Annotated in this window: 17 protein-coding genes and 2 pseudogenes; 11 read left to right on the top strand and 8 right to left on the bottom strand. The window is 71.2% G+C overall.

What is annotated here, in order from left to right; genetic code table 11:
- Positions 1-18: 18 nt before the first annotated feature.
- The 4 genes from VEA62_RS14215 to VEA62_RS14200 form a co-directional block, all read right to left on the bottom strand.
- A complete protein-coding gene (locus tag VEA62_RS14215; RefSeq protein WP_324822980.1) occupies positions 19-711 on the bottom strand; it encodes a TPM domain-containing protein in 693 nt (230 codons plus the stop codon).
- The gene (locus VEA62_RS14210; RefSeq protein WP_324822978.1) at positions 705-1535 is read right to left on the bottom strand and encodes a TPM domain-containing protein; all 831 of its coding nucleotides are present in this window, start codon (positions 1533-1535) and stop codon (positions 705-707) included. The genes VEA62_RS14215 and VEA62_RS14210 overlap by 7 nt, the downstream gene beginning before the upstream one ends.
- The gene (locus VEA62_RS14205) at positions 1532-2206 is read right to left on the bottom strand and encodes a LemA family protein (RefSeq protein WP_324822976.1); all 675 of its coding nucleotides are present in this window, start codon (positions 2204-2206) and stop codon (positions 1532-1534) included. Before VEA62_RS14205 ends, VEA62_RS14210 begins: the two co-directional genes overlap by 4 nt.
- A gap of 61 nt (positions 2207-2267) precedes the next feature.
- Complete coding sequence (locus VEA62_RS14200) at positions 2268-3191, bottom strand: bifunctional methylenetetrahydrofolate dehydrogenase/methenyltetrahydrofolate cyclohydrolase (RefSeq protein WP_324822974.1); 924 nt, start codon at positions 3189-3191, stop codon at positions 2268-2270.
- A gap of 95 nt (positions 3192-3286) precedes the next feature.
- Here VEA62_RS14200 and VEA62_RS14195 point away from each other — a divergent pair, with 95 nt between their 5' ends.
- Both VEA62_RS14195 and fni read left to right on the top strand, forming a co-directional pair.
- The gene (locus VEA62_RS14195) at positions 3287-5122 is read left to right on the top strand and encodes a PPC domain-containing protein (protein ID WP_324822973.1); all 1836 of its coding nucleotides are present in this window, start codon (positions 3287-3289) and stop codon (positions 5120-5122) included.
- 28 nt (positions 5123-5150) lie between these two features.
- Positions 5151-6173 (top strand): type 2 isopentenyl-diphosphate Delta-isomerase, encoded by a 1023-nt coding sequence (gene fni, locus VEA62_RS14190; protein WP_324822971.1) that lies wholly within the window; start codon positions 5151-5153, stop codon positions 6171-6173.
- A gap of 25 nt (positions 6174-6198) precedes the next feature.
- On the opposite strand, the gene hutH is transcribed toward fni, so the two are convergent.
- Together hutH and hutU are read right to left on the bottom strand one after the other, a co-directional pair.
- Complete coding sequence (hutH, locus tag VEA62_RS14185) at positions 6199-7725, bottom strand: histidine ammonia-lyase (RefSeq protein WP_324822968.1); 1527 nt, start codon at positions 7723-7725, stop codon at positions 6199-6201.
- Between the two features lie 192 nt (positions 7726-7917).
- On the bottom strand, positions 7918-9588 hold the full coding sequence (hutU, locus tag VEA62_RS14180) for a urocanate hydratase (protein ID WP_324822966.1): 1671 nt from the start codon (positions 9586-9588) through the stop codon (positions 7918-7920).
- 185 nt (positions 9589-9773) lie between these two features.
- Between hutU and VEA62_RS14175 the strand changes: the two genes are divergently transcribed.
- Together VEA62_RS14175 and hutI are read left to right on the top strand one after the other, a co-directional pair.
- A complete protein-coding gene (locus VEA62_RS14175; RefSeq protein ID WP_324822964.1) occupies positions 9774-10673 on the top strand; it encodes an agmatinase family protein in 900 nt (299 codons plus the stop codon).
- Between the two features lie 145 nt (positions 10674-10818).
- Complete coding sequence (gene hutI / locus VEA62_RS14170) at positions 10819-12030, top strand: imidazolonepropionase (RefSeq protein ID WP_324822961.1); 1212 nt, start codon at positions 10819-10821, stop codon at positions 12028-12030.
- 142 nt (positions 12031-12172) lie between these two features.
- Here the strand turns inward: hutI and VEA62_RS14165 are convergent, their stop codons facing one another.
- Entirely contained in the window at positions 12173-12775 is a 603-nt protein-coding gene (locus VEA62_RS14165) for a nitroreductase (RefSeq protein WP_324822959.1), read from the bottom strand.
- Between the two features lie 45 nt (positions 12776-12820).
- Here VEA62_RS14165 and VEA62_RS14160 point away from each other — a divergent pair, with 45 nt between their 5' ends.
- The 3 genes from VEA62_RS14160 to VEA62_RS14150 all read left to right on the top strand — a co-directional run bounded on the left by VEA62_RS14160 (position 12821) and on the right by VEA62_RS14150 (position 14619).
- The gene (locus VEA62_RS14160) at positions 12821-13471 is read left to right on the top strand and encodes an NUDIX hydrolase (RefSeq protein ID WP_324822957.1); all 651 of its coding nucleotides are present in this window, start codon (positions 12821-12823) and stop codon (positions 13469-13471) included.
- Positions 13472-13491: 20 nt separating this feature from the next.
- Entirely contained in the window at positions 13492-14328 is an 837-nt protein-coding gene (gene cysE, locus VEA62_RS14155; protein ID WP_324822955.1) for a serine O-acetyltransferase, read from the top strand.
- Between the two features lie 78 nt (positions 14329-14406).
- A complete protein-coding gene (locus VEA62_RS14150) occupies positions 14407-14619 on the top strand; it encodes a DUF3126 family protein (RefSeq protein ID WP_298743451.1) in 213 nt (70 codons plus the stop codon).
- Positions 14620-14705: 86 nt separating this feature from the next.
- Here VEA62_RS14150 and VEA62_RS14145 read toward each other — a convergent pair whose 3' ends face one another.
- A complete protein-coding gene (locus tag VEA62_RS14145; protein WP_324822953.1) occupies positions 14706-15248 on the bottom strand; it encodes a hypothetical protein in 543 nt (180 codons plus the stop codon).
- A 94-nt stretch (positions 15249-15342) separates the two neighbouring features.
- Here VEA62_RS14145 and VEA62_RS14140 point away from each other — a divergent pair, with 94 nt between their 5' ends.
- The 4 genes and pseudogenes from VEA62_RS14140 to VEA62_RS14125 all read left to right on the top strand — a co-directional run.
- Positions 15343-16212, top strand: coding sequence for a 50S ribosomal protein L11 methyltransferase (locus VEA62_RS14140; protein ID WP_324822951.1), 870 nt, complete (start codon positions 15343-15345; stop codon positions 16210-16212).
- Between the two features lie 55 nt (positions 16213-16267).
- On the top strand, positions 16268-16765 hold the full coding sequence (locus VEA62_RS14135; protein ID WP_324822949.1) for a hypothetical protein: 498 nt from the start codon (positions 16268-16270) through the stop codon (positions 16763-16765).
- 821 nt (positions 16766-17586) lie between these two features.
- Positions 17587-18504, top strand: a pseudogene (mmsB, locus tag VEA62_RS14130) (3-hydroxyisobutyrate dehydrogenase); the annotation flags it as partial.
- A gap of 174 nt (positions 18505-18678) precedes the next feature.
- A pseudogene (locus tag VEA62_RS14125) lies at positions 18679-18942 on the top strand (5-aminolevulinate synthase); the annotation flags it as partial.

Below are 18942 nucleotides of genomic sequence, written 5' to 3'. Positions count from 1 at the left end.
GCGCGTTCCGGCGGGGCGTCAGATCACGACCAGCCGGTCGGGGACCTCGTTCGGATTGGCGGGATGCGGCGGGAAATGCGCCGCCAGAACCTCGCCGCAAAGCGCGATGGCCGCCTCGAAGCCGGCGGCCGGATCGCCACGCTTGAGGCCCGTGGACAGCGCCTCGGCGGCGTCCCCCCAGACCTCGTGGTCCACGCGGCTGTAGATTCCCCTGTCGGCGACGACCTCCACCTGGTGGTCGGACAGGGCGGCGAAGAGCAGCACCCCCGTCCGCGCCTCCGTGACGTGCAGGCCGTGGGCGAGGAATTGCTGCAGGGCGGCGTCCCGGACGCGGGCCCGGCGGACGGCGCGGGGCGTTACCCACCGCGTCACCGTCGGCAGGCGGGTGATCAGATAGGTGGCGAGGAAGACGACCGCCTGGATCACGGCGTAGGCGCTCAGGGCCTGGCCGATCGACACGTCGCGCGAGGCCAGGTGAGCCGCCTCCCAGCTGTCGGCCATGCCCGGGATCCAGGCCGGATCGAAGCCGAGGGGGATCAGACCCAGCGGCAGGATGAGCGCCGCCGCCGCGGCCCAGCCCAGCGACACGTCGCGGTAGGACGAGACACGCCGCGCCAGCACGCAGAAGACTTCGCCGGAGGTGCGCGTCTCGGCCGCCGCGATGGCCGCCGCGATCCGGTCGTGGGCCTCGTTCGAGAGATTGATCACCATCCGCCGGACGCGCCCCCGCCGCCAAAGCTGCCGCCGCCGCCGCCGAAGCCGCCGCCGCCAAAGCCCCCGCCGCCGCGGAAGCCGCCGCCGCGCCCGCTGTTGCGCATCGCCTCGGACGCCGCCCAGATCAGGATGGGCGCCACGCCGGAGCCCCCTCTGCGCCGTCCGCCCCGCGCCAGACCGCCGATCATGGCGGTGAACATCAGCAGGAAGAGCACGCCGATCATGATCATCGGCCCGACGGGAATACCCGGCTTCGGCCTGGCGGCCGAGGCGGCCCGCGCCTGCGCTTCCGCCGGATCGAGACGCAACTGCTCGTCGATCGCGTCGACGCCGCGTTCGATCCCGCGCTCGAAATGGCCTTCGCGGAACGACGGCAGGATCTCGTTCTGAATGATCAGCGCCGACAGGGCGTCGGTCATGATCCCCTCGAGACCGTAGCCGACCTCGATCCGGACCTTGCGCTCCTCGGGCGCCACCAGCAGCAGCACCCCGTTGTCCTCGCCCGCCTGGCCGATGCCCCAGGCCCGTCCGAGCCGGTAGCCGTAATCCTCGATCTCCAGCCCCTGCAGGCCGTCGACGGTGACGACGACCAGCTGGTCGGAGGTGTCGCGCTCAAGCGCCTCCAGCTTCGCCGTCAGCGCCGCTTCCTTCTCGGGCGTCAACAGCCCGGCCTGGTCGACGACGCGGCCGGTCAGGGCCGGGAAGGCGGGTCCGCCGGCCTGCGCCAGCACGGCCGGAGCGGACGCGAGCCATAGCCCCGCCAGCAGCGCGAAGAGCAGCGCCGGCAGTCGGCCGGACCGGCGGGACGGGGATGAACTCACTGCGCGGGCGGCGCCGCGCCGGGTGTCACGGGCGCGGCGGCTCCACCGGGCCGCGCCGCGGGATTGAGCGCGTCGAAATTGACCGTCGGCGCGGTCTGGGCCGCCTCGGTGGCCGTGAACAGCTGCATCGGCTCGGATCCGCCGTGGATCGTCTTGGCCCAGATCACCGTCGGGAAGGTGCGCAGGGAGGTGTTGTAGTCGCGGACCGCCTCATTGTAGTCGCGCCGCGCCACCGCGATGCGGTTCTCGGTGCCTTCCAGCTGCGACTGCAGGGCGATGAAATTCTGGTTCGAGCGGACTTCCGGATAGCGTTCGACCACCAGCATCAGGCGCGACAGGGCCTGGCTCAGCTGGCCCTGGGCGGCTTGATACTGCTGGAAGGCGGCGGGATCGGTCAGGGTTTCCGGCGTCACCGTCACCCCCGTGGCGCGGGCGCGCGCCTCGATCACCTGGGTCAGGGTGGTGCGCTCGGCGATCGCCGCGCCCTGCACCGTGGCGACGAGGTTCGGGATCAGGTCCGAGCGACGCTGGTACTGCGACTGCACGTCGGCCCAGCGCGCCCGGGCCGTCTCTTCCTTGGTCGGGATGGCGTTGATGCCGCAGCCGGCGGCGGCGGGGGCCAGGACCACGACGGCGGCGATGGCCGCCGCCCGGGAGTTGAAGGGAATCATCGTCGTCTCCTGACAGGCGGCAGACCGGGAGGAACGACTATCGGAGGTTAGGGTTCGCCGTTCAAGCGTCCAGCGCTTCAGGCGTGACCCCGGCGGCCCGGCAGGCGGCTGTGTAGGTGTTGGCCAGCAGGCAGGCGATGGTCATCGGGCCCACGCCGCCGGGCACCGGCGTGATCCGTCCGGCGACCGCCGCCGCCTCGTCGAAAGCCACGTCGCCGACCACCCGGGTCTTGCCCTGGGCCGCCTTCATCGGATCGCGCGACGGAACCCGGTTGATGCCGACGTCGATCACCGTCGCGCCCGGCCTGATCCAGTCGCCGCGGATCATCTCGGCCCGGCCCACGGCGGCGACCAGAATGTCGGCCGTGCGGCACAGGGCCGGCAGGTCGCGGGTGCGCGAATGGGCGATGGTCACCGTGCAGCTTTCGCCCAGCAGCAGCTGCGCCATCGGCTTGCCGACGATGTTGGAGCGCCCGACGATGACGGCGTTCAGCCCCGACAGGTCGCCCAGTTCGTGCTTCAGCAGCATCAGGCAGCCCAGCGGCGTGCACGGCACGAGGCCCGGCAGACCGACCGCCAGCCGCCCGGCGTTGACGACATGGAAGCCGTCGACGTCCTTGTCCGGATCGATCGCCCCCAGAACGGCCGCCGCATCGATGTGAGCGGGCAGGGGCAGTTGCACGAGAATGCCGTGGATGCCGGTGTCGGCGTTCAGCGCCGCGATCAGCTCCAGCAGGGTTTCCTGGTCCGTCTCGGCGGGCAGGCGGTGGGTGTCGGAACGCATCCCGGCCCGCTGCGTGGTCTCGCCCTTGTTGCGGACATAGATCTGGCTGGCGGCGTCCTCTCCCACGATGACCACGGCGAGGCCGGGCTTCACGCCGTGGGCCGCCTCAAGCCGGGCCGAGGCGGCGGCGACCCGCTCAACCAGGCCGGCCGCGAAGGCCTTGCCGTCGATCAGGGTCGCGCGGGCGGGTTCGGCCGTCATGGTTTCGGCTCCGGTCGTCAGGAATCGTGCGGTGTGCGCGATTTACAGACGGCGCGGTTCGGCGTCTATGATCGAGCCGCAATCAGGGGGACCGCATGCGCCGTCAGACCATTCTCGCCGCCGCCAGCTGCCTGGCGCTCGTCCTCGCCGCCGGGCCCGCCCTGGCGCAGTCGGCCGAGCCGCTGGCCGTAGGCGCCACGGTCGAGGGATCCATCGGCGAAGGCGACCTCACCGGGGGCGGGGACTCCTACCGGTACGACGACTACGCGGTCAGGGTCCGCGCGGGCCAGCGGCTGGAGGCGGTGCTCCGCTCGGAGGCCTTCGACGCCTTTCTGGAGGTGTTTCCCGAAGGCGCTGCGGACGAGGCCCTCGCCTCGGACGACGACGGTCTCGGCGAGGGGACCGATTCCCGCCTGCGCTTCACGGCCACCGCCGCCGGGACCTGGATCCTGCGCGCCCGGCCGCTGTCCGGCCTGGAGGGCGGCGCCTACACCCTGAGCCTGGCGGAACGCCCGCCGGCGCCGCGCGCCCCGCGTCCCTCGGGCATCCGCCTCGGACAGACGGTCAACGGCGACCTGACCGCCCGCGATCCGGAAACGGACGACGGCGCGCCCTACGACGCCTTCAGCTTCCGGGCCCGCCAGGGCGACCGCTTCACCGTGGCCCTGGACAGCGAGGCCTTCGACCCCGTGCTGCGCGTCGGCCGGATGATCGACCGGGCCTTCGTCCAGCTGGCCGAGAACGACGACGGACCGGACAGCGGCCTCAATTCGCGCCTCGTCTTCACCGCCCCCGACGACGGCGATTATCTGATCCGGGTCACTCCGCTGAACGGGGCCGGCGGCGGCGCCTATGCGCTCAGCCTCCGGGAGGCCCCGCCGCCCATTCCGGCCGAGCCTGTCGCCATCGGCGCGACGGTCGAGGGCCAGCTGACCGGGAGCGACGGCAAGAACGAGAGCGACGTCCCGGCCGACGCCTGGCGTTTCGAGGGCCGCGAGGGCCAACGGGTCCGCATCGACATGACCTCGGACGACTTCGACACCTACCTCGAACTGTTCGACGAGAACCGCGTCAGCCTCGGACAGGACGACGACGGCGGGCCCGAGGGCACCAACTCGCGGCTGACCGTCACCCTGCCGCGCACCGGAGCCTACATCGTCGAGGCGCGCGCCTTCTCGGAGGCCACCGGCGGCTACAGCCTGTCGATCGCCGAGGTCGAGCCGGACCGCGCGGCGGAGCCGATCGCCTTCGGCGCCAGCCTGCAGGGCGAGATCGGCGAGGACGACCCGCGCGACGACGAGGACCGCGGCTATGACGCCTTCACCTTCACCGGCCGCGAGGGACAGCGCATCCAGGCGATCATGCGTTCGGGCGACTTCGACACCTTCCTGCAGCTCAGCAAGGCCGAGGGCGAATTCACCGTCATCGCCTCCGACGACGACGGCCTGATGGAAGGCACCGACTCGCGCCTGAACTTCACCCTGCCCGCGGACGGCGACTACGTCCTGCGCGCCCTGCCGCTCGGCTCCGACGCCAAGGGGCTGTATGCGCTCGAGCTCATCGACCGCGGCCCCCAGCCCCAGCCCGGCAGCATCCTGATCGGCTCCACGGCCTGGGGCGCGTTGACCGGGACCGATGCGACCACGGACAGCAACAGCCACTACGACGCCTACCGCCTCACCGTGCGCGAGGACGAGAAGCTTCTCATCATCATGGTGTCGAACGACGTCGACAGCTTCCTGACCATCGGCCGCCAGACGGAGGACGGCGAATTCGAGATACTGGGCTCCGACGACGACGGCCTGACCGACACCCACGCCAGGCTGGAGTGGACCGCGCCCGAGGACGGCACGTTCGAGATCCGCGCCGGGGCCTACCAGCAGGGCCAGACGGGCGCCTACGCCCTGACCGTCGAGAAGCAGCAGCCCTGAACCCCACCGCGACAGGCGGAGTAAGCGTTTGACCGACATCACCGCCCGCAAGGACCAGCATCTCGACGTGATCCTGGCGGGGAAGGCGCGGCACGGCCTCGACAGCGGCTTCGCCTCCGTCCGCTTCGTGCATGAGGCGCTGCCCGATCTCGACCACGGCAAGATCGACCTCGGCGCCGACTTCCTCGGCCGCCGCCTGAAGGCGCCCCTGCTGATCAGCTCGATGACCGGCGGGCCGAGCCGGGCCGAGGCCATCAACGCCCGGCTGGCCGAGGCGGCCCAGCACCTCGGCATCGCCCTGGCCCTCGGCTCCCAGCGCGCGGCCCTGGAGGCGGACGGTCCCACCCCCGGTCTCGACATGGCCCTGCGGCTCAAGGCCCCCGATACCCCGATCCTGGCCAATATCGGCGCCGCCCAGCTGACTCGCGGCTTCGGCGTCGACGAGGCGCGGCGGGTGCTGGACATGGTCGCGGCCGACGCCCTGATCGTGCATCTCAACCCGCTGCAGGAGGCCTGCCAGCCCGAGGGCGACCGCGACTGGTGGGGCGTGGGCGCGGCGCTTCAGGCTCTGATCAAGGCGCTCGACGCCCCGGTTCTCGTCAAGGAGACCGGCGCCGGCGTTTCGGCGGCGACCGCCAGACGGCTGGTCGAGATGGGCGTGGCGGGCATCGACGTCGCCGGCGCCGGCGGCTCCAACTGGGCCACGGTGGAGGGCGAGCGCGCCACGGACGCCGGCGACAAGGCCCACGCCGCCGCCTTCGCCGACTGGGGCATCCCGACCGCCCGCGCCATCGCCGAGGTCCGCGCGGCGTGCCCCAAGACCCTGATCATCGGCTCGGGCGGGATCGCCGACGGCGTCGATGCGGCCCGGGCCCTCCGCCTGGGCGCCGATATGGTGGGGCAGGCCGCGGGCGTCCTCGCCGCCGCCACCGTCTCGACCGAGGCGGTGATCGAGCATTTCCAGACGGTCATCCGTCAGCTGCGCACCGTCTGCTTCTGCACCGGCTCCGCGAACCTGACGGCCCTGCGCAAGGCCCCGCTGCAGGGCTGAGCGGTCGTTGCGATAGCGGTATCGCTCATGCCGACGGCAGCAGATCGCCGGCGAACGTCCGATACCGCCCCGCCCGCACCCCGTCCGTGGCCCGCGCGATGTCCGGCGCGAAATAGTGGTCGCTGCCGTACGCCGCCGCCGCCTCGCGCACGATGGCGTAGACCCGCTCCAGATCGAGCGAGGTCTTCAGCGGCCGGTGGAACTCGATGCCCTGCGCGGCCGCCAGCAGTTCGATCGCCACCACCGTCGCGGTGTTCTCCGCCATGTCCAGCAGGCGCCGCGCGCCATGCGTCGCCATCGACACGTGGTCTTCCTGGTTGGCGCTGGTCGGCACGGTGTCGACGCTGCACGGATGGGCCACCATGCGGTTCTCGGCCACCAGCGCCGCCGCCGTCACCTGGGCGATCATGAAGCCCGAGTTCAGCCCGCTCTCCTTCACGAGGAAGGCGGGCAGGTCGCTCATCTTGGGATCGACCAGGATGGAGGTCCGACGCTCGGAGATATTGCCGATCTCGCACAGGGCCATGGCGATCTGATCTGCTGCGAAAGCAACGGGTTCGGCGTGGAAGTTGCCGCCCGAGATGACGTCGCCCTCGTCGATGAAGACCAGCGGATTGTCGGTCACCGCATTGGCCTCCCGCGCCAGGGTGGCGGCGGCGTTCCTCAGCACGTCGAGCACGGCGCCCATGACCTGCGGCTGGCAGCGCAGGGAGTAGGGGTCCTGCACCTTGGAGCAGTCGTGGCGATGGCTCTCGCGGATGGCCGAACCGCTCATCAGCTCCCGCAGCCGCGCCGCGACGTCGATCTGTCCCGGCTGGCCGCGCAGGGCGTGGATACGGGCGTCGAACGGCGCGTCCGACCCCTTCAGCGCGTCCACCGACAGCGCTCCGGCGGCCACGCCCGCCGCGAACGCCGCTTCCGCCGCGAACAGCCCGGCGAGCGCCAGCGCCGTCGAGCACTGCGTCCCGTTGAGCAGCGCCAGCCCTTCCTTGGGTCCCAGCACGATCGGCTTCAGCCCGACCGTCGCCAGCGCCGCTTCCGCCGGCATCGTCTCGCCTTTGACCCGCGCCTCGCCGACCCCGATCAGCACGCAGCTCATATGCGCCAGCGGCGCCAGGTCGCCCGAAGCGCCGACGGATCCCTTCGACGGGATACACGGCATGACCCCGCCGTTGACCATGGTGATCAGGGCTTCCAGCGTCTCCCGCCGGATTCCCGACGCCCCCTTCGACAGCGAGGCGATCTTCAGCACCATCAGCAGCCGCACCACCGCATCGTCCAGCAGCGGCCCGACCCCGCAGGCGTGGCTCAGCACCAGGTTCTTCTGCAGCGTCTCCAGGTCGTCCGCCGCGATCGAGGTGTTGGCCAGCAGGCCGAAACCGGTGTTGACCCCATAGACCGTGCGCCCCTCCGCCACGATGGCCGCGACCACCGCCGCGCCGCGCTCGACCGCGCTCCAGGCAGCGGGGCTCAATGAAATGCTCGCCGGGCCTTCAAGCACGGCCCGCAGCTGGGCGAGGGAGAGGGGGGACTGGCCGAGGGTGAGGTTCATGGATGGTCCATTAATACGGAACCCTCTCCCGGCGGGAGAGGGCTTGAGCGCACGGATGCGCCAGCATCCGTTCTTGCGCGAAAGGGTGAGGGGCCACGGCGTGAAACGGCGACCCGCGGACGCCCTCGCCCGACCGCGCCAGTACGACGGCTGCGCCGCCGTGCGCGGTCTCCCTCTCCCCTCGGGAGAGGGTCATTTGAGCGACGGCAGGTTCAACCCATGCTCCCGCGCCGCCGCCTTCGCGATCTCGTATCCCGCGTCCGCATGGCGCATCACCCCCGTCGCCGGGTCGTTCCACAGCACCCGCTCCAGCCGCCTGGCCGCTTCCGGCGTGCCGTCGGCCACGATGACCACGCCCGAATGCTGCGAATAGCCCATGCCGACCCCGCCGCCGTGGTGCAGCGACACCCAGCTGGCCCCCGAGGCCGTGTTCAGCAGGGCGTTCAGCAGCGGCCAGTCCGACACGGCGTCCGACCCGTCCATCATCGCCTCGGTCTCGCGGTTGGGGCTGGCCACCGAGCCCGAGTCCAGATGGTCGCGCCCGATGACGATCGGCCCCGACAGCTCGCCCGACGCCACCATCTCGTTGAACATCAGCCCCGCCCGGTGCCGGTCGCCCAGGCCGATCCAGCAGATGCGCGCCGGCAGCCCCTGGAACGCGATCCGCTCCTCCGCCATGTCGAGCCAGCGGTGCAGGCCGGCGTTGTCGGGGAACAGCCGCTTCATGGCCGCGTCGGTCTTGCGGATATCCTCGGGGTCGCCGGTCAGCGACGCCCACCGGAACGGCCCGATCCCGCGGCAGAACAGCGGGCGGATATACGCCGGCACGAATCCCGGGAAGTCGAAGGCGTTCGCCACGCCCTCGTCGAAGGCCACCTGGCGGATGTTGTTGCCATAGTCCGTGACCGGAATGCCCTGCGCATGGAAGTCGAGCATGGCCTTCACGTGCACCGCCATCGATTTCCGCGCCGCGGCCTCGACGGCGGCGGGATCGGTCTGCCGCTTCGTCTCCCACTCGGCCACAGTCCATCCCGCCGGCAGATAGCCGTTGACCGGGTCGTGGGCCGAGGTCTGGTCCGTAACAAGATCGGGCCGCACCCCGCGCCTGACCAGTTCAGGCAGAACCTCCGCCGCATTGCCCAACAGCCCGACCGATATAGCTTTTCTATCCGCCTTGGCCTGTTCGATCAAAGCCAGCGCCTCGTCCAGCGTCTCGGCCATGACGTCGAGATACCGCGTCCGCAGCCGCATCTCGATCCGGCTGCGCTGGCACTCCACCGCCAGGCAGGACGCCCCCGCCATGGTCGCCGCCAGCGGCTGGGCCCCGCCCATGCCGCCGAGGCCCGCCGTCAGGATCCATTTGCCCGACCAGTCGCCGCCATAGTGCTGGCGCCCGGCCTCCATGAAGGTCTCATAGGTGCCCTGAACGATGCCCTGGGTGCCGATGTAGATCCACGACCCGGCCGTCATCTGGCCGTACATCATCAGCCCCTTGCGATCGAGCTCGTGGAAATGCTCCCAGGTCGCCCATATCGGCACCAGGTTGGAGTTGGCGATCAGCACCCTCGGGGCGTCCGCATGGGTGCGGAACACCCCGACCGGCTTGCCCGACTGCACCAGCAGCGTCTGGTCGGCCTCCAGCGTCCGCAACTCGTTCACGATCCGGTCGAACGACGCCCAGTCCCGCGCCGCCTTGCCGATCCCGCCATAGACCACCAGGTCCTCCGGCCGCTCCGCCACCTCGGGATCGAGGTTGTTCATCAGCATCCGCAGCGCCGCCTCCGCGGCCCAGGTCTTCGCCGTCATCTCAGGCCCGCGCGGGGCGCGGATGACGCGGGTGTTCGGGGTCTGTTGAGTCGTCATGGGCACCTCTTACCCCTCTCCCATCGGGAGAGGGAGGGGCCCGCGCGCAATGCGCGTGGGAGGGAGTGGGGTTGCCCTGTCTGGCGCCCCGCATCGCCACTCCCCGGCGCCCCGTCCCCACTCCCTCCCGTCGGCTTCGCCGCCGGGCCCCTCCCTCTCCCGATGGGAGAGGGGTAAGGAGGGATATGACAGACTCAGACGCCCTCGGCTGGCGCTCCATCGCGGACCTGCTCGGGAACCACCCCGACGCCCCCGTCGCCCTGATCGGCGCCGGCCTCAATGAGCGCTCCCTGACGCCCGGCCGCTGCGACCTCGGCCCCAGGGCCTTCCGCGCCGTCCTGCCGCGCTTCTCCACCTACGATGTCGAAACTGGCGCCGAGCTGTCCACGCCCATCCACGACGCCGGCGACGTGGCGGTGAAGGCCCTGTCGCCCGCCGACGCCTTCGAACCCGTCCGCGACGCGGTGAGGGCCCAGGCCTCCCGCGCCCTGACCGTCCTGATCGGCGGCAACAACGCCATCACCCGCCCCGGCGTTCACGCCCTCGGCCTCGCCAAAGGGCTTTCCACCGTCGGCCTGCTGACCCTCGACGCCCATTTCGACCTGCGCGACACCGATCAGGGCCTGACCAACGGCAATCCGGTGCAGGCGCTGCTTGAGGACGGTCTCGACGGCCGCCGCATCAGCCAGATCGGCCTCGCCCCCTTCGCCAACACCCGCCGCGCCCACGACAAGGCGAAGGCGGCCGGCATCTCCGTCCGCACCGCCCGCGACTGCCGCGAACAGGGCCTCGCCGCCGTCGTCGCCGAAGAACTCGCCCGCCTCTCGGCTCTCTGCGAGGTCATCTACGTCGATTTTGACATCGACGTCATCGACCGCAGCCAGTGGCCCGCCTCGCCCGGGGCCCGTCCCGGCGGCGTCTCCGTCCACGACTTCTTCGAGGCGACCCGCGTCATCGGGGCCCATCCGAAGGTGAAGGCTGTCGACCTCACCGAATACGATCCTTCGCTGGAGCTCGGCGACCTCGCCTCGCTCACCGCCGGCCGCTGGTTCTGCGAACTGCTGGTGGGGTTCGAGGCGCGATGACTTTCCGTTCCGCTCATCCCGGCGCAAGCCGGGACCCAGTCCTGTCCAGCGGGGCTCAGGCGCATCAGGACTACGATCCGCATAGCCCTCGCGTGGGCCCATCACCCAAACCACTGGGTCCCGGCTTGCGCCGGGATGAGCGGATATGAAGGTCGATACGCTCCTCACCGACTGCCGCCTGGCTGCCATGACCGAGGGCGACCAGCCCTACGGCGCTGTCGACGACGCCGCCCTCCTGATCGCCGGCGGCCGCATCCTCTGGGCCGGGCCCCGCGCCGACCTGCCTGTGCACAAGTCTGTGGAAACCCACCGCCTCGACGGCCGCTGGATCACCCCCGGCCTGATCGACTGCCACACCCACCTCGTCTTCGGCGGCGACCGCTCGGGCGAGTTCGAGCAGCGGCTCGGCGGCGCCACCTACGAGGAGATCGCCCGCGCCGGCGGCGGCATCGTCTCCAGTGTCGCCGCCACCCGGGCGGCGTCCGAGGATGAGCTCTACGCCTCCGCCCTGACCCGCCTCGCGGGCCTCAAGGCCACCGGCGTCACCACCGTCGAGATCAAGTCCGGCTACGGCCTCGACCATGCCAGCGAGCTGAAGATGCTGCGCGTCGCCCGCCGCCTCGGCCGCGAGGCCGGGGTCCGCGTCCGCACCAGCTATCTCGGCCTCCACGCCGTGCCGCCGGAGCACCGCGCCGACCGCGCCGCCTATGTGGACAAGGCTGTGGATGACATCCTCCCGGCCGCCCACGCCGAGGGTCTGATCGACGCCGTCGACGCCTATTGCGAGCCCATCGCCTTCTCCACCGACGAGGTCGCCCGTCTGTTCGACAGGGCCCGCGCCCTCGGCCTGCCGGTCAAGCTGCACGCCGACCAGCTCTCCGACGGCGGCGGCGCGGCCCTGGCGGCGAAATACGACGCCCTCTCGGCGGACCATATCGAGCATTCCAGCGAGGCCGGGATCGCGGCCATGGCCGAGGCCGGCGTCGTCGCCGTCCTGCTCCCCGGCGCCTTCCTGATGCTGCGCGAGACCACGCCGCCGCCGGTCGACCTGCTGCGGCGGCACGGCGTGGCCATGGCCGTGGCCACCGACTGCAACCCCGGCACCTCGCCCGTCGCCTCGATGACGGCCGCCCTGAACCTCGCCTGCGTGCAGTTCCGCCTCACCCCGGAAGAGGCCCTCGCCGGCGTCACGCGGATCGCCGCCCGGGCCCTCGGCCTGCAGAACGAGACCGGGACCGTCGAGCCCGGCAAGGCCGCCGACCTCGCGGTCTGGGACATCGAACGCCCCGCCGAGCTCTGCTACTGGCTCGGCAAGCCCCTGCTGGCCCGACGCTATCTCGGCGGCGTCGAGCGGTAATCGCCCGTAAAGCCGAATCCCCCCAGTCTCCGGGGATGCGCCCGGCTCGCGACCGCACCGAAGACCTGATGATCGCGGCCCTGGTCGTGGTGACGCTGCTGTTCGCCGTGGCGACCGGCTTCTCGATCCAGTCGCTCCTGGCCTAGGGCCGCCAGACGACCTTCTGCGCCATGTCCGGCCGCGGCCGCTCCAGCGGCGGCTCCGCCAGCATCCCGACATGGATGAAGCCCGCCACCTGCTCGCCTTCAGCAACGCCAAGCAATGCAAGGGCTTGTGGATCATAGCTGTACCAGTCCGTGATCCAGCTGGCCGCATATCCCAGCGCGTTCGCCGCATGCTCGAGGTTCATGCAGACCGCCCCCGCCGACAGCTGTTGCTCCCAGACCGGAACCTTGTGTCCCTCCACCGGCGTCGACACCACCAGGATGCTCAGGGGCGGGGCGGTCAGCTTGCTCAGCACCTTGCGCGCCTTGCCCGGGTCCGCCTGCCGGTCGGCCAGCGGCAGCAGCGCCGCCGCCAGTTCCGCCCGGCTCTGCGCCCCCATGACCACGAACCGCCACGGGAACAGCTTGCCGTGGTCCGGCGTCCGCGCGCCCAGCTCCAGAATGCGCCCGATCTCGGCCGGGGAGGGGCCCGGGCCGGTCAGCGCCTGGGCCGGGGCCGAGCGGCGCACGGTCAGCCGCGCCTGCATCTCGGCGGAGGGGACGGGGAGGGGGAGGGCCTGGCCCAGATCGTCGTCGGACATGCCGCCTAGCTAGTCGTCCGCGCGTCCCGGCGCCATATGCGGCGGATGACAGACTCCCGCGACGCCTTCGACGCCGACCGCCCCGCGCCCGCCTGGGACGATCCCGCCGACCGCCCCCCGCCGTGGCGCAGCGACGGCGAGAGCCTGATCTTCGAGAACCCGTGGATGCGGCTGACTCGCCATCCCGCCGTGGCCCCCACCGGCTTCGCCGCCGACTATGTCGTCATGCGGCCGAAGAATCTCTCGGTCGGCGTCCTGCCCATCCACGACGACGGAAGCGTCACCCTGGTCGGCCAGCAGCGCTTCGCCCTGATGAATTGGTCGTGGGAGATGCCCGAAGGCGGCGCGCCGTTCGACGAGGATCCGCTGGAAGGCGCCCGGCGCGAACTGGCCGAGGAGGCGGGCCTCAGCGCCGCGCACTGGCGCGAGGCGCTGAAGGTCGAGATGGCCAACTCCATCACCGACGAACGGGCCCTGTCGTGGCTCGCCTGGGACTTCACGCCCGCGCCCGTCGCCCCCGACCCGACCGAGGTCATCCGCGTCGCCCGCGTCCCCTTCGGCGACCTGCTGCGCGAGATCGGACGCGGCTCCATTCGCGACATGTTCACCGTGGCGACCACGCTGCGGGCCTACCATATGGCGCGCGAGGGCGAACTGCCGCCCGAACTGGCGAAGGCCATGCTGGCGAGCGTATGATGCCCGCGAAGGAGTCCCGGATGCCCCAGCTCGAAGTCGTCCCCGTGCACTCCGATCCTGCGCGCCCGGACGTGTGGGAGCAGTTGCGCGCCGCCGCCGACCGGACCGCCCGCGCCGAGCCCCACCTCGCCTCGCAGATGAATGCGGTGATCCTGTCGCACAGCGACCTCGCCGCCGCCCTCGGCTTCCAGATCGCGCGCAAGCTGGGCGACGCCGAACTGGGGGCCATGTCGGTGCGCGAGATCTGCCGCGACGCCCACGAGGCCGACCCGTCGATCGTCGCCGCCGCCGCCGCCGACCTGCGCGCCGTGGCCGAGCGCGACCCGGCCATCAAGTCGCTGCTGCAGCCCTTCCTCTACTTCAAGGGCTTCCAGGCCCTGCAGGGCCATCGCGTCGCCCACTGGCTGTGGAACCAGGGCCGCGACGCCCTGGCCTTCCATTTCCAGAGCCGCATGTCCGAACTGTTCCAGGTCGACATCCACCCGGCCGCCCGGCTCGGCTCGGGCCTGTTCCTCGACCACGGCACCGGCATCGTCATCGGCGAGACGGCGGTGGTCGGCGACGACGTCTCCATGCTGCACGCCGTCACCCTCGGCGGCACCGGCGCCCAGCGCGGCGACCGCCACCCCAAGATCGGCAAGGGCGTCCTGCTCGGCGCCGGCGCCAAGGTGCTCGGGAACATCACCGTCGGCGACTACGCCAAGGTCGCCTCCGGCTCGGTGGTGCTGAAGCCGGTGCCGGCCGGCTGCACCGTCGCCGGCGTTCCGGCCCGGCTGGTCAACTGCCCGACCGGCGAGGCCCCGGCCCGGACCATGGACCATACCCTGGCCGACGTCGTCTACGACTTCGTCATCTAGGCCGCGGCGGCAAGCCCTTCCCCTCGCGCGGCCCTTTCTCTAGGGTCCGCCGCTTCAAGACTGACCCTGAGGCCGACCATGAACACCGCCGACATGAAGCGCGTCGAGACGCACCTGAAGCGCACCTTCAACACCGGCGGCATCATCCTTAAGCCGCGCGGCAAGCCCAGCGATTCGGCCGAGGTCTATGTCGGCGACGAATTCATCGGCGTGGTCTTCGAGGACGAGGACGAGGCCGGCAGCTTCATGTTCGAGATGGCCATCCTGGCGGAAGACCTCCCGGAAGCCTGATCCGCCTCTGACGAGCGCGCACGAAAAAGCGCCGGAGGATCGCTCCTCCGGCGCTTCGTCGTTTCGGGCCCCTGCCGGGGCGCCGGTCAGCTGGTCTTGCCGAAGATCCCGTCGAGCAGCCGCGTCAGGAAACCCTTCTTCTCGGCGGGCCTGGCGGCGGGCGCAGCGGCCGGAGCGGCGGCGGCCGGGGCCGCAGCGGCGGCCGCTGGCTTCGCAGCCGGAGCGGCGGCCGCGGGCTTGGGAGCCGGAGCGGCGGCGGGCTTGACGGCGGCCGGAGCGGCCTTGGGAGGGGCGGCCTTCGGCGCAGCCTTGGCGGCCGGCTTCTTCGCCGCGGGCTTGGGAGCGGCTTTCGGGGCGGCGGACCTGGCGGCCGGCTTGGCGGCGGCGGCCTTCGGAGCCGCCTTGGCGGCGGGCTTCGGGGCGGCCTTGGCGGGCGTCTTCGCGGCGGCGGGCCTGGCGGCGGCCTTGGCGGCGGGCTTGGGCGCGGCCGGCTTCGGCGCGGCGGCCTTGGCCGGAGCCTTGGCCGCAGCCGGCTTCGCGGCGCTCGACTTTGCGGCCGGTTTCGGCTTGGAAGCGGCGGCGGCCGCCTTCGGTTTGGCGGTACTCGACTTGGACGGTGCTTTAGCCATGGTTTCCCCGACCCCTCGGTTCAGTTGGTTGATGCTGGCGGCGGAGCGCACGCCAGCGCGCGCCTCGATTCGCAATGATAGCGGTGTTTGAGAAATGTCCGAGTCCGCAGTTCAAATTATAGCGAGGGGCCCCCGCGCGATCGCCGAGGCCGCCGCCACGTCTCTGGATTCCGACCCGTTGCTGGAAGGCGCCACCTATTCGATCCTCGAGGAAGACGAGGACCGGGGCATATGGCGGATCGACGCCTTTCCCAATGATGAAGACGACGCCCTCGGCATAGAGGCGCGGCTCAAGGCGCACGACGGCCTGACCGTGGTGGTCGAGAAGCTGGCCGACGCCGACTGGCTGGCCATGTCCCTCTCGGGCCTGCCGCCGGTGCGCGCCGGCCGCTTCTTCATCTACGGCGCCCACGACCAGGGCGTGGTGCCGAAGAACACCGTCAATCTCAAGATCGACGCCGGCGCGGCCTTCGGCACCGGCCATCACGGCACCACCGTCGGCTGCCTCGTCGCCTTCGACGAGCTGCTCAAGCGCGAGCGGTTCGAGCGCGTGCTCGACGTCGGCTGCGGCACCGGCATCCTCGCCATCGCCGCCGCCAAGACCGGCTCCAGGGTCGCGCTCGGCACCGACATCGACGCGCCCTCGGTGCGCATCGCCAACGAGAATGCGAAGCTCAACCAGGCCAACGCCCGCTTCGTCCACGCCTTCGGCCTCAACGACCGCAAGGTGCGGGGGCAGGGGCCCTACGACCTCGTCTTCGCCAACATCCTCGCCCCGCCCCTGGTCAGCCTGTCCCAAGACATCAAGGAGGCGCTCAGGCTCGGCGGCGTGGCCATCCTGTCCGGCCTGCTGCGCACCCAGGAGCGCCGCGTCACCGCCGCCTATCTGTCGCGCGGCTTCGTCCTCGAGCGCCGCATCCACCGCGACGCCTGGAGCGCCCTGGTCCTGCGCCGGGTGGGTTAACGGGCGGAACGGACCGCAACCGCAGCCGTTGCGGCAGTCCAATGGAGGACTGCCCGTGACCCAGTACGATCCGAACCTCGATCCGCGCCGCCCCATCGGTCCGGGCGACCGCGTCGACACCGTGGAAACCGTCGTCGCCGGCCCGGGCGTGGTGACCGAGAGCGTCGAGACGGTCGTGGTGCGCGAGTCCAACACCGGCTGGTGGATCGCCGGCATTCTCGGCGGACTCGTGCTGCTGGCGGTGCTGTGGATCCTGTTCGCCCGCGGCTCGGAGCCCACGACGGACGAGGCCCTGCTGGACGCCCGCCTCGACGCCGCCGAGGCCCAGGCCCAGGCCGATCAGGCCCTGGTGGCGGGCCAGGTCGCCGGCGCCCAGGCCAGCGTCGACATCGCCCGCGCCAACGCCAACGCCGCGGTCGCCGCCGCCGAGGCCCGCGCCGCCCAGGCCCGCGCCGCCGAGCCCGTGATCATCGAACGCGAGGTCCCCGCGCCCGTCCCCGCTCCGGCGCCGACCGGCCCCGCCGTCGTCACCCCCACCACTCCGCAGAACTGAGGCTTGGGGCGAAAGCCTGGCGGAGGCGGCGGCGCCGATCCCCCTCCCTTTCGTCATCCCGGGGCAAGCGGCGCAGCCGCGCCGACCCCGGGACAGGGCGGCGCGCGCGAGCGCGACCCTGTCGGGAGCGCCTCTGCTGAACCAGCCTGCCTGAACAGATCGCCTTCGGCGCCGCCCTGTCCCGGGGTCCGCTTCGCGCCCCCGGGATGACGAAAGCGGGAATTGCTGCGCTGCAAATCCCGCCTCTGTCTCCATAGTTCGAACAGCCAGGCCGCTGATTTCGCGGCGCATCCTCCCCGCGCCAGCGTCACGAACGCGCCCTGGTAAAAACCCGGCCCATACTATTGCCCATCCCGTCGATGGGGAGGGCGTCGGATCCACGCTCCTCGACGACGGCGGGCTGTGGTCGAGCGATGAAGCCCGGATGACGGAAAGTCCGGGGGTCCTCGAGGGCGGGGATGGATCCTGCCCGCTTGCTCGCCGCGCGCTATTGGAGTGCGGACTGCTGACGTCAGCTTCATGCCGTCATGTCCGCCCCGCGTCGGGGTCAGCAATGGCCCCGGCGGTGATCCGGCAAGGCCCGAATGTCAGGGCCGCCAGCCGGAGGGCGCGTGGATAACGGCTACGCGGGGCAGCCTGTCTCGTCGAAACGGTAAACTACACACACATCCGGGCGAGGCCCGGCTGTCCCGCACCCTCCCCACCTTGCGCGGCTCCCGCCCCGGAAGACGAAGACGCATGTCCTGTCATCCCGACCATGCAGCCGGACCCGTCTGGCGTCCGCGCCGCCGAGCCGCTAATCCCTCCGCGAAGCATACCCGGGAGACGACGCCATGACCCACACCATCGCCTTCATCGGCCTCGGCAACATGGGCGGCGGCATGGCGGCCAACCAGGCGAAGGCGGGCCATCGCGTCCTCGCCTTCGACCTCTCCCAGGCCGCGCTCGATCGCGCCGCCGAACACGGCTGCACCCCGGTCGGCTCGGTCGCCGAGGCCGTCAAGGGGGCCGACGTCGTCATCACCATGCTCCCGGCCGGCCCGCACGTGCTCAAGGTCTACACCGAACAGGTCATCGGCCACGCCCCGACCTCGGCCCTGCTGCTCGACTGTTCGACCATCGACGTCGACACCGCCCGCAAGGTCGCCGGCCTGGCGAAGGACGCCGGCTACGCCTTCGCCGACGCGCCCGTGTCCGGCGGGACCATGGCCGCCGACGCCGGGACCCTGGCCTTCATGGTCGGCTGCGACGAACCCGAGTTCGCCCGCATCGAGGCGGCGCTTGAACCCATGAGCCGCGCCACCTTCCGCGCCGGCGACCACGGGGCGGGGCAGGCGGCCAAGATCTGCAACAACATGATCCTCGGCATCACCATGCTGGGCACCTGCGAGGCCATCGGCCTGGCTGAGAAGCTCGGTCTCGACCCGGTGAAGATGTTCGACATCGTCGCCAAGTCCTCGGGCCAGAGCTGGTCCGTCACCACCTACTATCCCTGGCCCGGCCCGGTCCCGACCGCCCCCTCCAACCGCAACTACGACGGCGGTTTCGCCGCCGCCATGATGCTCAAGGACCTGAAACTGGCCCAGGACGCCGCCGCCAAATCCGGCGCCTCGACCCCCCTTGGGGCCCAGACCGAGGCCCTGTTCCAGATGTTCAACGGCCTCGGCTACGGCGGCCGCGACTTCTCCGCCATCCTCCAGATGCTCCGCGGCAAGCTGGACGAATTGCCGAAGGGGTAGACCCCGAAGCCGCGTCGGGCCGGGAGATCCCGAAGGGCCGCCGATCGCGGCCAAAGAATGTGAGAACCGTTATCAATTAGGGCTTTGCGGCGTTTTGTCCGGTCCGATTCATGGACAAATCGGACCGATCGGCGCATCACGCGGCAAGTTTTCGCCGCCGTAGGGCAGTTCGCTTTGTTCGACTACAAGGCCGCATTCGAGACCGCCGTGGAGCAGGTCAGGCGCGAGGGGCGCTATCGCGTCTTCGCCGACCTGAAGCGCGTGCGCGGCCAGTTCCCCAAAGCCATCCGCCGCCGCGAGGACGGCTCGGAGCAGGACGTCGTGGTCTGGTGCTCCAACGACTATCTCGGCATGGGCCAGCATCCGGCGGTGCTCGAGGCCATGCAGGCCGAGATCGACCAGGCCGGGGCCGGGGCCGGCGGCACCCGCAACATCTCC

Origin of the sequence: Brevundimonas sp. (genome assembly GCF_035627475.1) — a bacterium.
Classification (GTDB): Bacteria; Pseudomonadota; Alphaproteobacteria; order Caulobacterales; family Caulobacteraceae; genus Brevundimonas.
Note: the sequence above shows the minus strand (reverse complement) of the source record. Positions and strands in the feature narration are given on the sequence as shown.